Source organism: Streptomyces sp. NBC_00019 (genome assembly GCF_045041015.1).
GTDB lineage: Bacteria > Actinomycetota > Actinomycetes > Streptomycetales > Streptomycetaceae > Streptomyces.
Genome location: NZ_CP108302.1, coordinates 4,725,827 through 4,739,251, shown reverse-complemented (window position 1 = coordinate 4,739,251; position 13,425 = coordinate 4,725,827). Strand labels below are relative to the sequence as shown.

At 67.7% G+C, this 13,425-nt stretch carries 12 protein-coding genes and 1 tRNA gene; 4 read left to right on the top strand and 9 right to left on the bottom strand.

Annotation, left to right across the window (positions count from 1 at the left end):
- Positions 1–27: 27 nt before the first annotated feature.
- The 3 genes from OHU89_RS22155 to OHU89_RS22145 form a co-directional block, all read right to left on the bottom strand.
- A complete protein-coding gene (locus OHU89_RS22155; RefSeq protein ID WP_405645249.1) occupies positions 28–702 on the bottom strand; it encodes a polysaccharide deacetylase family protein in 675 nt (224 codons plus the stop codon).
- A complete protein-coding gene (locus OHU89_RS22150; protein ID WP_266891075.1) occupies positions 702–1,382 on the bottom strand; it encodes a glycoside hydrolase family 11 protein in 681 nt (226 codons plus the stop codon). Before OHU89_RS22150 ends, OHU89_RS22155 begins: the two co-directional genes overlap by 1 nt.
- A gap of 455 nt (positions 1,383–1,837) precedes the next feature.
- Complete coding sequence (locus OHU89_RS22145; protein WP_266891077.1) at positions 1,838–2,059, bottom strand: hypothetical protein; 222 nt, start codon at positions 2,057–2,059, stop codon at positions 1,838–1,840.
- A gap of 305 nt (positions 2,060–2,364) precedes the next feature.
- Here OHU89_RS22145 and chvE point away from each other — a divergent pair, with 305 nt between their 5' ends.
- The 3 genes from chvE to OHU89_RS22130 all read left to right on the top strand — a co-directional run bounded on the left by chvE (position 2,365) and on the right by OHU89_RS22130 (position 5,648).
- Positions 2,365–3,462: a multiple monosaccharide ABC transporter substrate-binding protein gene (chvE, locus tag OHU89_RS22140; protein ID WP_405645247.1), complete on the top strand. Its 1,098-nt coding sequence runs from the start codon at positions 2,365–2,367 to the stop codon at positions 3,460–3,462.
- A 129-nt stretch (positions 3,463–3,591) separates the two neighbouring features.
- Positions 3,592–4,353: an IclR family transcriptional regulator gene (locus OHU89_RS22135; RefSeq protein ID WP_405645245.1), complete on the top strand. Its 762-nt coding sequence runs from the start codon at positions 3,592–3,594 to the stop codon at positions 4,351–4,353.
- A gap of 95 nt (positions 4,354–4,448) precedes the next feature.
- Positions 4,449–5,648, top strand: coding sequence for a PP2C family protein-serine/threonine phosphatase (locus OHU89_RS22130; RefSeq protein ID WP_405645243.1), 1,200 nt, complete (start codon positions 4,449–4,451; stop codon positions 5,646–5,648).
- 38 nt (positions 5,649–5,686) lie between these two features.
- Here the strand turns inward: OHU89_RS22130 and OHU89_RS22125 are convergent.
- The 4 genes from OHU89_RS22125 to OHU89_RS22110 form a co-directional block, all read right to left on the bottom strand.
- Positions 5,687–5,762, bottom strand: a tRNA-Arg gene (locus tag OHU89_RS22125).
- 254 nt (positions 5,763–6,016) lie between these two features.
- Positions 6,017–7,516, bottom strand: a complete 1,500-nt coding sequence (locus OHU89_RS22120; protein ID WP_405645241.1) for a hypothetical protein — start codon at positions 7,514–7,516, stop codon at positions 6,017–6,019.
- Entirely contained in the window at positions 7,513–8,442 is a 930-nt protein-coding gene (locus OHU89_RS22115) for a hypothetical protein (protein ID WP_405645239.1), read from the bottom strand. The genes OHU89_RS22120 and OHU89_RS22115 overlap by 4 nt, the downstream gene beginning before the upstream one ends.
- Before the next feature lie 233 nt (positions 8,443–8,675).
- A complete protein-coding gene (locus OHU89_RS22110; protein WP_381497859.1) occupies positions 8,676–9,488 on the bottom strand; it encodes a hypothetical protein in 813 nt (270 codons plus the stop codon).
- Between the two features lie 155 nt (positions 9,489–9,643).
- Between OHU89_RS22110 and OHU89_RS22105 the strand changes: the two genes are divergently transcribed.
- Positions 9,644–10,048 (top strand): helix-turn-helix domain-containing protein, encoded by a 405-nt coding sequence (locus OHU89_RS22105; protein WP_381497861.1) that lies wholly within the window; start codon positions 9,644–9,646, stop codon positions 10,046–10,048.
- Positions 10,049–10,270: 222 nt separating this feature from the next.
- Here the strand turns inward: OHU89_RS22105 and OHU89_RS22100 are convergent, their stop codons facing one another.
- Together OHU89_RS22100 and OHU89_RS22095 are read right to left on the bottom strand one after the other, a co-directional pair.
- Positions 10,271–10,882 (bottom strand): hypothetical protein, encoded by a 612-nt coding sequence (locus OHU89_RS22100; protein WP_405645237.1) that lies wholly within the window; start codon positions 10,880–10,882, stop codon positions 10,271–10,273.
- A gap of 241 nt (positions 10,883–11,123) precedes the next feature.
- Positions 11,124–13,136 (bottom strand): AAA family ATPase, encoded by a 2,013-nt coding sequence (locus tag OHU89_RS22095; protein ID WP_405645235.1) that lies wholly within the window; start codon positions 13,134–13,136, stop codon positions 11,124–11,126.
- Positions 13,137–13,425: the final 289 nt, after the last annotated feature.

The following is a 13,425-nucleotide window of genomic DNA, read 5'->3' as shown; positions in this document are numbered from 1 at the left end:
GGCGGTCAGCTGTCGCCCGGTCGGCTGCTAGCCCGGGGCCACGGCGCGGCCGGTCGTGGGGGAGATCATCCCCGAGCACAGCCCCTTGGCCGCCAGGGTCTGGGCGATGCGCGGGATCGCCGCGCGGGTGTTGGCGGGCCAGTCGTGCATGAGGATGACCTGCCCGTTGGTGAGCCGGCCGGCCGCCGCGACGATCGCGTCGGCACTGGCGTTGTTCCAGTCCTGCGAGTCGACGTTCCAGATGATCTCGGTCAGCCCGTGCCTGGCCGCCACGGCCTTCACCGTCGCGTTGGTCTCGCCGTACGGCGGCCGGAACAGCCTCGGTGTGCCACCGCCCGCGTTCGCGATCGCCTGCTGGGTGCGGGAGATCTCCGAGTCGATCGTGGCCTGGCTCTGCTGGGTCAGATGCGGGTGCGTGTAGCTGTGGTTGCCGACCCACATCCCCGCGCTGACCTGTGCCCTGACCAGCGCCGGGGAGGCGGCGGCGTACTGGCCCTGGTTGAACATGGTGGCCCTGAGGCCGTTCTGCGTCAGGGAGTTGAGCAGGGCGGTGGTGCCGCTCCCCGGGCCGTCGTCGAAGGTGAGTCCGACGTATCCGGTGCAGGCGGCGGTCTGCGCGGAGGCGGCGGTGGGGACGGTGAGGGTGCCTGCGGCGGCCAGAGCGGCGGCGGCCAGTAACGGCAGGTGCGCCCGGGTCCTCATCAGGCCACCGTGATGTTGGAGTTGCCGCTGCTCTGGTAGCCCTCGGTCGCCATGATCATGTAGTAGCGGAAGCTGCCGAGGGTCATCCCGGAGCGGGCCCACGCGTCGAAGTGGTTCCCGGTGGTGATGGAGCCACCCGTCCGCCTGGACTGCCGGACGCTCCAGTACTGGTTGAAGGTGCGGGTGCCTTCGACCGACGGGGCGTTGTACCGGGTGGTCTGGTAGATGTCGTACGTCCCACCGTCGCTGGTGACGCTGCCCTTGTACGTCCCCGTCGGCCGGTACGTCCCCCAGTTGTCGACGATGTAGTACTCGACGAGCGGGTTCGACGTCCAGCCGTAGAGGCACAGGTAGGCGTTGCCGGACGGGTTGAAGGACCCCGAGTAGCTGACGGTCCTGCGACTGCCGTTGCTCCATCCCTTGCCCGCGACGAAGTTTCCGGTGTTGCTCCATGAGGTGCGGTAGTTCCCACCGGAGCTCAGCGTCATGGAGACGGTCCCCGGGGCGTCGGTCCAGAACGAGTAGTAGTACCCGTTGTTCGTCCCGGTCTGGTTGGTGGTGATCACCGTGTCCGCGTGGGCGGTCCCGGGCAGGGCCACTCCGGCCGCGACAGCCAGCGCCGTGGTACCGACACCGCTGACGAACGTCCTGCGGCTCATGGGTGCGGGTGCGTCGTTCATGTGCCTGCTTCCTCTCGTCGAGTAGCTCGGACATCGACAGCTTTGGAGTGACCCTGACAACTGTCAATAGTTTCGGTAATTGTTTCGAAACGTTCGAGCGAGGAGAGGAAGGCTGGCGTGACTGTCTTGCCTGCTCAGCACCCCTGTTTGAGGGGTTGCGCCGAGACTGGTCGACCATGCCTGCCTGGGCAAGATCAAGGCAGGGCTTCGACTTTACGAATGTTTCGGAGATTTTCCGATCAAGAGGAGGTCTGTGCGTCCTCGATCGGGAAGGTTTCGTCGTCCCCGAAGTCCGGGGCTTGGAAGGGGTTGTTCGCCGGGGGCGGCGATGCCGCGGCGGCGGAGCTGGGCGTCCCTTCCGGGGCGGAGAACAGCGAATTCACGTCGATGAGAGATGTTCCGTTCGGTGCGGAGCCATGAAGAGAGCCGCGGTGCCCTGACCGGGCACCGCGGTCCTACAGCTTGCTCATCTTGGTGTACGGGCTCAGGATCCGCTGTCGCACGGAGCCGAAATCGACGAACGCCGCGATTCCGTCCTCGATGCCGATCACGCGGCCGAGGCCGTACATGTCGTGTGTGACCTGGTCGCCCACCGCGAACTCCTTGGGCGGTGGTGCCACCGGGGCCTTGAAGGGGCTGGTGGGCAAGTGACGCTTCGGTGCAGATGGCTTTGTCATTGTGCCTAGTATGCGCCCGCGCGACGTCGCGCGGGGCAGTCGTCCATATCGGAGTGACGACGCTTTGATGACTCCTGTGCATGGCCGGGTCGCCACCACGGCTCCAGATCCCCTCACAATCCCCCCTGATCGCACCTTTCTGTAACCGTTCCTGTTCGCACCGTTGACACCACGTGCACCTCCCCTTACTGTCCTCGCCAATATTCCGATCATGCGACGACATTTCGAACGGCTTGAGTGAGGTCCGCCGGCTGATCACTCGCCCTTGACTGTCTCAACGACGAGAAGAACAAGGAACGATCACGATGCTCAATCGAAGAGCCGTCCTCGCCGGAGCCGCTTCACTCGCCTTCCCCTTGTCCGCCTGCGGCAAGGAGAGCGAGGGCAGCTCCGCGGGCACCTCCGGGGGCGGCTCCGTGGGCGGCACCGTCGGCATCGCCATGCCGACCCGCGCCTCCGAGCGCTGGCTCACCGACGGCAAGACCCTCGTCCAGGGCCTGAAGGGCATGGAGTACAAGACCAAGCTGGTCTACGGCGACGACGACCCGAAGGCCCAGGTCGCCCAGATCGAGAAACTGATCCAGCAGGGCGTCGACGCGCTGATCATCGCGGCCATCGACAACACGTCGCTGAACGGCGTGCTGAAGAAGGCGGCCGCCGCGGAGATTCCGGTGATCGCCTACGACCGGCTCATCCTCGGCACCAAGGACGTCGACTACTACGTCTCCTTCGACAACGAGATGGTCGGCCGGATGCAGGCCCACTTCATCATCGAGAAGCTCGGTCTGGAGGACGGCGAGGGCCCGTTCAACATCGAGCTGTTCGCCGGTTCCCCCGACGACAACAACACCAAGTACTTCTTCGACGGTTCGATGGCGCTCCTCCAGCCGTTCCTGGACAACAAGCAGCTGATCGTCCCGTCCGGCCAGACCGAGCTCGAAAAGATCACCACCCTGCGCTGGGACGGGCCCACCGCGCAGAAGCGCATGACCGACATCCTCAACGGGTCCTACGGTGCCAAGAAGGTCGACGCGATCCTGTCGCCCTACGACGGCATCTCCAGGGGCGTCCTGGCCGCGCTGAACCTGGACGGCTACGGCACCGACGCCAAGCCCCTGCCCATCGTCACCGGCCAGGACGCCGAACTGGCCTCGGTGAAGTCGATCATCGCGGGCGGGCAGTCCCAGACCGTCTACAAGGACGTCCGCCGACTCGCCGACGCCGCCGCGAACATGGTCGACGAGATACTCAACGACCGCGTGGTCTCGATCGACAACTCCGTGACCTACAAGAACGGCGTCAAGCCCGTCCCCGCCGTCCTCCTGCAGCCCACGAGCGTCGACAAGTCCAACTACGACGTGCTGATCTCGGACGAGTACTTCACCGCCGACGAGCTCAAGTAGCGGCGCGACCCCGATGCGAAAGGCCCCGGACCATGAGCGGTCCGGGGCATTCTCGCTGGTGACGGCCGCGGGGTGCCGCGAAGGGGGGCACGCCTTGCCCGCGCCGTGTGCTCGGCGCACGCTGGTCGTATGGGTGCTCACGACGGTGGCCCTACGCTCATCGGTTCCGTGCAGCGTGCCCTCCGCCTGCTGGAGGCGGTCAGCGCGCACGAGAACGGTGCGCCGGCGAAGAAACTGGCACGTGAGACGGGGCTGCCCCTGGCCACCGCCTATCACCTGCTGCGGACGCTGGTCCACGACGGATACGTACGGAAACTGGACGACGGCGGGTTCGTCCTGGGCGACAAGCTGCAGACGCTGCACACCACGGGCCGCGGGCAGGCGCTGCTCAGCCGTGTCCGCCCCACGCTCGCCGCTCTGCGGGACGACCTCGCGACCGCCGCCTACCTCACCTTCTACGAGGAGGGCGAGATCCGGGTCGCCGAGATCGTCGACGGCCCTCAGGCGCCCCGTGTCGACCTCTGGGTGGGATTCGAGGACGCGGGGCACGCCACCGCGCTGGGCAAGTCCGTGCTGAGAGAACTGGACGACGAGGCCCGCAAGGACTACCTCTCCCGGCACCACCTCGCCGACCTCACACCACGGACCATCACCAGCCGTCCGGAGCTGCTCCGGCGACTCGACTCCTCACCCGTGGCCCCGGCCGTCACGGACCTGGAGGAGTACGCCCTCGGTACGGTCTGTGTCGCCGTGCCCGTCTACAACGGGGACACAGTCGGCTCGCTCGGCGTCTCACTGCGGGCGGACCGGCTCTCGCGACTCGAGGAGATCCTGGCGCGGCTGATCCCGGCCGCGAGTCGCGTGACCAGGGGTCTCTCGCTCACTATCTGAAAACCCCCTCCTTGTGGTGCCCGAGCCATACCCCTTTCCTGGATGAAAGAGACATTTCAGCAACGCCCGCACAAGGTGAGGACTACGGACGAAGCATGAGTCAGGTTCGAAACCGCGGCGGCGACCGTGTCGTCGCACAGTTGGCCGCCGGTACACCCGTACTGCCCGTGCTGATCGTCTCCGTCGTCGTGCTCATCGATGTCGCGTGCGGAGCAGGGACGATCTGGCTGCCACTGCTCGCGGCCGGGCCCGCACTGGCCGCCACCACCAGCGGGCCGCGCGGAGTCCTCTGCGTCGGCCTTCTCGCCGTGGTGCTGGGGGTGACGCTCGGAACCCGGGACGGTGTTCCGGGACAAGAACTGACGGCTGTACTGTCCGCCCTGGCGGCCGTCACGCTGGCAAGCGGCCTCGCCAGCGCGCTGCGCGGGCGTCGTGAACGGGTACTCGCGGCCGTCCGTTCCGTCGCGGAGGCCGCCCAGCATGCGCTCCTCAAGCCCGTACCGGCGACTGTCGGCCCGTTCCAGGTGGCCGTCCGCTACAGCGCCGCGGCGGCGGAGGCCCGTATCGGCGGAGATCTCTACGCGTTGGTGCCCACCCCGTACGGGGTCAGGCTGATCGTCGGCGATGTGCGCGGCAAGGGGCTGCCGGCCGTCGGGACCGCCGCACTCGTACTCGGTGTCTTCCGTGAGGCCGCCTATGACGAGCCCGATCTCCTCGCCGTCGTGGACAGGATCGAGCGGAGCCTGGCGCGCAACCTCGGCAGCGACGACTTCGTCACCGCCGTGGTCGCCGGGTACCCGCAGGCAGGCCACCTGGAGGTGGTCAACTGTGGACACGCGCCTCCGCTGCTGGTGCGTGAATCCGGTGCCGTCGTGGCGGTGGAGCCCGCCCATCCGGCCCCGCCCCTCGGGCTGCGCGCCCTCACGGACGAGACCCCCAGCCTCCAGGTGCTGCCCTTCGCCGACGGGGATCAACTGTTGCTCTACACCGATGGGGTCACCGAGGCCCGCAACCACGGCCGTGAGTTCTACCCGCTCGCCGAAGGGCTGGCCCGCCACCTGTCCGCCGACCCGGCCGGCACCCTCACCGCGCTCCATGACGAACTGCTGGCGCATGTGGGCGGCCGACTGCACGACGACGCGGCGCTGCTCCTGCTCCGCAAACCTGCCGTTTCCGAAGCGACAGCTCTCTGCCGCGGGCGCGGGCGACGGAAGCCAGGCTCCCGAGACGCTCGGGTCCTGCCGATTCGTCCACTCGTGCAAACGGCCCCGGACGAGAAGTCCGAGGCCGGATGAAGCGCCTCCCTGGGGGCCCAGGGCAGCGGCGTAACGCGTGGTGCCCTCGGCAGGATTCGAACCTGCGACACCGGCTTTAGGAGAGCCGTGCTCTATCCCCTGAGCTACGAAGGCAGGGATCTGTCGGAAAATGTGTCTGAAATTCACCCGAAGCCGGACGAATGTCATTCTGCTGGATCCCGACAGGTCTGCGGCAGCGCGGCCTGTGAGGGCTGCGCCACCGCCGCCAGTGTAGCGGGTGGCCTGGTGGCGGCAGGTGACTGTTGGACGGTGAGGCCGGCTGCCCTGGTCGGGCAGGAGGTCAGGCGTGCGGGGCTCGGCCGCGACACGGTCTTGGTGGAGTGCTGAGGCCGGGCCCCGGCTGTGCGTCAGGAGGTGCGGCGACCGGTGATGCGGGCGACGGAGTTGCTCACCCAGGCGTAGCCGATGTAGATGAGGAGGGCCGCCTTTGCGCCGTATGCGGGGACGCGCTCGTGTGGATATGACTGGTCGAACCTGGAATGCTGGGACTCGCTGTCCTGTCGGAATCCCTTGAGGCGCCGCCCTGCCGGAGTTTCGGGTGCGATTTGACGCAGGTGTTCGGTGCGATTGAATCGGTTCCGCTTGGTGGAGGGGTCGATTTCCCGATCTTCCTTGGTCTCGTCGACGCGGATGCGGACAGGGTGGGGTCCGTGCGGGCAGGTGATTTCCAGACGCTGGTAGAAGCGGGCCTGTGCGCCTTTGCGGAATTCAAGCTCGCGGACCGGAAGGGGCGTGTAGAGGGTTTCGCCTTCTACGGTGATGTGGCGCTCGCAGACTCGTCCGACGGCGGCGTAGAGGTCGTGGTCGGGGCGACCTTCTTTACATTTGTGCTTCTGGAGTGGCTGGGGTACGAGGCCGCTGTGCTGCCCGGTGAAGACGACGAGTCCTTCGGCGATGAGGGGTGCGCGGTGGACTCCGCGCAGGGCCTTGTCGTAGGTGATGGCGCGTACGCCGGGGGCCTTGGTGAGGATTTTCTTGACCAGTCGCACTGCGGCTTTCCCTTCGTCTTCTCGGTGGGGGTCGTGTTTGCGTGCTTTGTGGCGTACGGATTCCAGGGCGAGAATGACGCGGCTGTGTGGGATGTTCGCGGCCCGGACAGCGATGGAGAGGAATTTGTTTCCGTAGACCGGGCGGCCGCCGCCTTCTGTTGTGTGGTGGGCGTCGGGGTCTACGCGGTGTCGACGGATTTCGCCGGTCTTTTTGTCGGGTTCTTCCAGCATGGTGTGGTCGGACGGTGGAGTAGCGACGGTTGCGTCGCCGTGGAGGACTTGTTCGCGGGCTGGGTAGATCCAGCTGCCTCGCGGGTTGACGGCGAGCATTCCTTGGGCGACGGCCTGTTCAATCCATTTGCCCCGGCTGATGTCGCGTACGGCGTCTCCGGCTGCTTTGAGGTGGCGCTGGAAGAAGTAGTTCCACTGGCTGCGGGTAGGACCGGTCGGTGGGAGTGCGGCGGCTTCCTCGGGGTCGATGAAGTCATGGATTGCGCGCCGGATGGGATCCCACCAGAGGGGGCGGGCGAGGTGTGCAGCGGTGCTGCGGGCGGAGCCGAAGACGGAGATCGCGCAGAGGAATACGAAGTAGATGTACGACGGGTAGACGGGGGGTCGGCCGACTTGGCCCTCTTCGCGTGGTGGGAGGGCTTCGAGCGCGGTGGCGTAGAGGTCGGGGTTTCGGATGAGGTACTCGAAGCGCAGGTCGATCGTGAGGGGCGGGGCTTCGAGGCTACGTGGTGGCGGGGCATCGGAGGCGGAGCCGAAGGCATCGTCGGGGATGGGGCCGAGTACGTAGCTCGTGCCTTCGGTGGTCTTCTTCTTCGCCGTGCGGCGTCGGCGCTTGGGGGCGCTCATGCCGAGTCCGCTTCGTCGGACTGCCAGTCCAGGGAGGCGAGGGCGGCGGCGCTGTCGAGGGAGGATAGGCCCAGGCGGCGGGCGACTTCCGAGAGCTGCCCGGTCTCCTCGAGGATGCGGCGGGCGACGTAGCGGGTGACGTCCTTGGGCTCGATGCGGCGCTGGGCGGTGGCCAGTCCACTGCGACGGGCGATGTCGCCGAAGCCGGAGCAGACGCTGGCCTGCGACCGGTAGGCGGACGACGCCGCGGTGACCAGTCGCCGCGGAGAGCCGGTTTCGGTGCCGCGCAGCAGGTGAGCGCGGCGCAGCCACAGCACGCGTGCGCCCCATTCGTTCAGGGGGCAGCAGCGGCCGCGGGTGCGGGTGGCGCCGTCGGTCCATACCTCGGCTTCGAAGAGGTCGAGGAGGTTGAGCTCGTCGGTGGTCGCGGCGGCGATCTCGGCGCTGTGCAGGCCTGCCAGCAGCAGGGCCAGGAGGGCGGCGTGACGGGTGTCCGGCATGCCGCGCTCCGAGTGGAAGCGGAGCAACTGCACGTCGGGGTCGCTCAGTTCGTTTCCCCTCTTGCGCGGGCTGCGCGGAATCGGCGGGAGATCCACGAGCGGCGCGGCCGTGGTGATTCCGAGCGCCCGTGCCTCGGCGAACAGGGCTTCGAGCGCGGAACGGCGCTGCCTGCGGGTGCCGGCGGCCGGGTTGAGGATGATGCCCTGATGGCGGTCGTGGCCCGGCGCCTGGATGAAGTACAAGGCGAGGTCCGCGGTGATGCCGTCGAGCCGGGTGACGCCCTGCGCGGCTGCGAAGCGCAGGAGACGCTCGACGATCTGGGTGTAGAGAGTGACGGTCTCGAGACTGAGTTCTCCGGCTGCGGCGCGCTGCTGCCAGACGCGGGCAACGCACAGGAGCACATCTTTGATCTTCGTTTTGGCCACGGAAGCCTTCCCGGTTCGTGACCGTGCCCGGATGACGGCACGGTGGATCACTGACATGAGGCGACGCGGGCCCGCTACCGTGGGCGGTGCCCCTCGCCGTGTGTGAGGGCATGCCGAAGCCCCTCGTACGCGCGGTCCGTCCGCGCGGCGTGGTGTGGAGGTGGGGGTCCGGCAGCGCCACCCGGCCAAGGGAATGAGGCGCTGCCGGACCTGCTCTTTCCGGCGCTGGTCTTCTAGGGCACGGGGGGCCTCCTCAACTTGGCGAGGATCACTGCCAGGCCCCGGATGTGGCCGTGGAGGGCCGTTACCTCCTCGGACGACAGGCGCGCGAGGTCGGCCAGCAGCACCGGCGGGCTGAGCAGGCTCATCAGATCCTCGCCCGTCGGAGGCGCGGAGTTGTCGGCATATGGGCGCGGCGCTGGGATCCCGCCCGAGGGTGCCACCGGAGCGTGGGCGCCCTCAGTGTCCGTACCGGCCACCTGGTCGTCGTCGGGCGCAGGGACCTGGGTACGCGGCCCTGGGACCGTGGGATTCTCGTGCCAGCGCAGGTAGCCGCCGTCTTCCGGGAGAAGCATGCCGACCGCCACCAACAGGTCGACCAGCACCTCGACATGACGGCGTCGCGACTCGCCGACCTGCGAGAGCGTCATCAGCTTGCTGACGAGACCGATCCGCAGCGCGGGCCCCTGCGCCAGTCGGGAGCGCGCGCACCGGGCGAACCAGGCCTTCTTCCACACCTCACGCAACGCTCGCCGCCCGTTGTCCTCGCTCTGCCCCCAGGCCTTGGCCACGGCGGCGGCCGCCTTCGTCGCCCGGTAGGCGCCGCGACCCGGTGCCCGTTCGACCAGGCCACATGCGGACAGAAAACTCATGACGAGTCCGCAGCGCTGCGCCGAAATGCCGGTGAGCGCCTCCAGATCGCGAGCGGTGAACGGGCCCTCGGCCGAGCAGGACGCCCGGGTGATCGCCAGGTGCTCACCAGCGAGCACACGGTCCGTCGGCACCGGCTTCGCGGGCGACGCGGAGGCACCCTTGCGAGTACTCACCACCACGCACCTCCTTCCTTGCCGGCCCGGCTGATGACGTCGCGGGACAACTTCCGCGTACGAACGCGGGCGTAGTCCCCCACAAGCCATTGCAACTCAAGTAGCATGCGGGGTGGGTGGACGCACCTCGGCGGCCGCTCCGTCACACTGGTCGCATGCCTGGAGGAACCAGACGTGGCAAGAAGCCCCGTGAATACGTCAAAGGCGGCGTCTGGCCGTACGCGGTGATGGACGAACTGCTCGGGGCGCGGGTCGCGCAGGCTGTCGCCCGTGCGCTCGCCGAAGCCATGGAGCGCCAGAAGATCAGTGCCAACGCGCTGGCCCAGGCGAGTGACGTCAACCGGCAGGTCATCGCTAACGTGCTGGCTGGTGCCGTGTGGCCCGATCTGCTGACGGTGGCGAGCCTGGAGGGGGCCCTGGGGGAGCGGCTCTGGCCCGATCACCTGAGCTGGCCGCCGGACGAGAACGGGGAGCGGGCGCAGCCTCTGCCTGAGAAGATCAGGCGGCAGCGCGACCTGGAGACGGTCGAGCGCGAGGAGCGCCGACCGCACACGAGCTAAGTGAATGGGCATGGGTGTTCGACCCTTCGGTGGGTGAGGTTGGCCGAACGCCCGACGAGCGCCACCGGAAGCCGGTAGCGTCGGAAGCGGTGGCCTGTAGGGGCGCCGACCACCGCCGTGTCCGAGGCCGACAGGGTTCCAATCCACGGGCCAAGGCGCGGCGGCGGTCATTTATGAGGTTGTGGGCTGGGTGACGGCTTCAAGGCCGCAGGGCGGTGATTGTCAAGCCGCCTGCCAGGGGGCCGCGAGCTGGTAGAAGACTTTCTTCTTGCCCCGCCGGTCGCTGTCGTCGCTCTCCTGGCGCACCAGCGCTCCCCGGTCGCAGAGGGTTTCGAGGACGGCACGGTTGCGGCGTACCGCGTCGCGGGGCTCGCCGAGTTCCTCAGTGACGGCTTGAACGCTCCAGTGCCGGCGTGCGTCGGTCGAGATCACCTTCATGATGGTCACGGACCGCTCGCCACCGATGAGCACGACCTGATTGCCTTCGGGCAGTGCCGCCGCTTCGCTCGCGCTGCCTTCCGGAGCGGTGGGCGCGGCGGAGGCGTCCTCCGCGTTGGGGACGACGTGCAGGTGCGGGTTCGGGGACTGGCCGCGGGCGGCCCGCAACTGTTGTCCTTCCCGTGCCGCCGAGTGCAGTGCGTCGAGCACCTGTTGGGCTTTGTCGCGGTTGTCGCACGCGCATTGACGGTCCGACTCGATCTGGGCGATCGCAGTCCGGAGCCTGCGCAGTTGTTCGTCGTGGGACTCGATGAGGGCATTGCACTCGCGGAGCATCTGCTCCATCTCCTGAGCCACCCAGTCTGCCGAAGGCGGGCGGCCATCGTGCTGACTCATGCTGCCACAGTAGCGGTGAGGCAGACGCGCCGTCTGCCCTTCGCGGAAGCGGGAGGCTGACACGGCCTCCGCGGCTCCGGAAGCCGGCGTAGGCGGGAAACGACGGATGGTTTGGCGCCCCGATCCTTCAACATTGTTGGTCTTGAGCGTCATTCCTCATTGGGGTTGCTCATCCAACCTGGTTTTTTGGGCCACACACTGCCTCCCTGCCTGACACATGGGAGCAGCGAAGCGGACCTGCCTACACAGCGATGAGCTTGAGGTTCTGCTCGGTGATCTCCTCGTTTCCGGTGAGGATCGCCTCGATGGCCGCGGAACGCACGAGGTGGGCAAGGGCTCCTGGCCAGCCGCCGGTTATGACGTGCAGTTCCTGTGCCAGCCGCACCAGAGAGCCAGGTTGGTGGTGGCGCAATTGGAGAGCCTGGTCCAGGGTCTCCACCAGCTGTACCCAGCCTGTCCCGTACGGGACAGGTTCAGCCCGCAGGTGAGTCAGGCGACCCTGACCCGTTCGGAAGGCGCTGCTGGGCGAGTTCCCCGGCTCTTCGATTCCCGCATACACGAACGTGGCCGGTACCTCGTCGGACAGATTGCGCAACTGGTCAACTGGACCCGCACGGCTGGGAGATGACGGCCTTGCAGCGAAGATGTCGTCCACCAGGACGACGCTGGTGCCCGACCAGAGCAGAGCGTTGCGCACCGTCTCGGAGACCGAGGCCGTACTCGTCCTTCTCGACAGGCGGGGGATGGGCAGAAGCTCTGCCAGTTTGAGGAACACCGTGCGGGTGCTGTCACAGGGCTGGATGCGCAGGTAGACGACCGGGACACGGAGGAAGTGGTCAGGGTGACGGGAACGGTCGGCTTGCTCGAAACGCCGCCCCAATTCCTGCAGTGCAGTCGTCTTCCCGCTGCCGGGTGGCCCGGTGATCAGGAGGCCGTCGTGGCCGCCGACTGCCACACGGTTCATCACGGCAAGCCGCTGTCCCAGCCTCAGGGCATCCTGAAGGAACGGTGTCTGCAGCAAGGGGAGTTGGGCGTGGTAGGTCAGACGCTCCTGGTCGTGGTCCACGACGGGATGTGATGGTGGTATGAAGTTGACCGGAGGGCTCCAGCCCGCTCGGTAGACCGCGCTCTCGTCGTCACTGCGCAGAGAGTGACGACCCCAGGACTCGACCCCGGTCAACGGCACCCGGATCCGCCTCGTGTCCCCGGTCTGCACCCACACCTGGCGCATGTCGTGCGGATCAAAACGCACCTGTACCTCGGGAGTCGGGGCGCCTGATGCGCGCGCGACGGCAGCCCGCAAAGGGTCGAGTTCAGGGCAGTCGTAGCGGTGACCCCGGACATATACGCCGTTCAGGGAAACCCGCCGCTTCACACTCGGCAGGAAGGAGCGGACGGCATTCGCGTCGGGAGGCAGGTGCACCCACCCCAGCCGCGCGACACACGCGTCGTATGCCGCACTGGGGGTCGGCTGTGCACCTCGGCCGGCCACGGTACGAAGCTCCGGTTGGGGTCGGTGTTGCCAGAAGGACTCCACCCACCGTTCGGCACGTGTCTGGAGCCAGGCGATCAGCGAAGCCTCATCAGAGATCCGGTCCGTTTCAAGAAGCGCCAGTTCCGCGTTGAACAGGGAGACGAGCTTTCCGGTAACGCGTTCACCCCGTGCCTTTCCCAGGGGGGCCGGGGACATGACATTGATCCCCAAGTGGCGGCAGGCGTCTGTGAACGCACGCGGCCGACGGAGCAATCTCCTGTCAAGCAGCAGCGATTCGGGCATGATCAGAGGCACAGCCTCCTCCCGCCTGCCCAGATCGGAGTCTCGCAGAGCGGGTGGATCGCACAGGCGCGCCAAAAGGAGGGCGCCGTCCAGCGGTCGCCGGGACGAGTGGACCATCACCGTGCAGACAGACATGGTCAGTTCGTCCACCGCGACCGTCATGAGCACGGGCTGTGAGGCAAGGTGAGCGAGAGGCTGGGGGATGCCGAGGGCGACGGTGTCGACGTAGACCCGCTCACCGGGACGGGACGACCGGATCCCGTCCTTGTCCGCAACTGCGACGCCTCTCACCCGGCCGTGCTTCGAGGTAAGTTCCTTCACCAGCCGCTGGAACGTCGAACGGGACGGCAGCTGCACAACCCCCGGGCCGTAGAGCGACGCCAGCATGGTGCCGGTGGCCCGCCGGTAGTCCTCCGCCGAAGTGGTCCGCCGGTGCCAGGTGTCGTCGGCGACGATCATCGTCAGTACCTCCAGCACGCGCGGGTCCTGCCGAGAGCCCGGGGCACGCTTCCTGACCGCCCGTCCGTCGATCAGCCCCTCGATGCCCAGTGCTTGGTAACGCTGACGCCGACGCCTCACGGTGCGTGCCGAAGCCCAGGACACACCCTCCGCGGCGAGTTCGGCGGCCTTGGCCGCCTCCCGCTCCCCCAATGAGTGGACGGCCAGGTCGAACTCCGGACGAGGCCTGGCGCGGTCATCCGCCCCGGGCGGCAGGCCGGTGATGACCTCCACGATGTGCCGCTCCCACCACCGAGCCCGTTCCAGC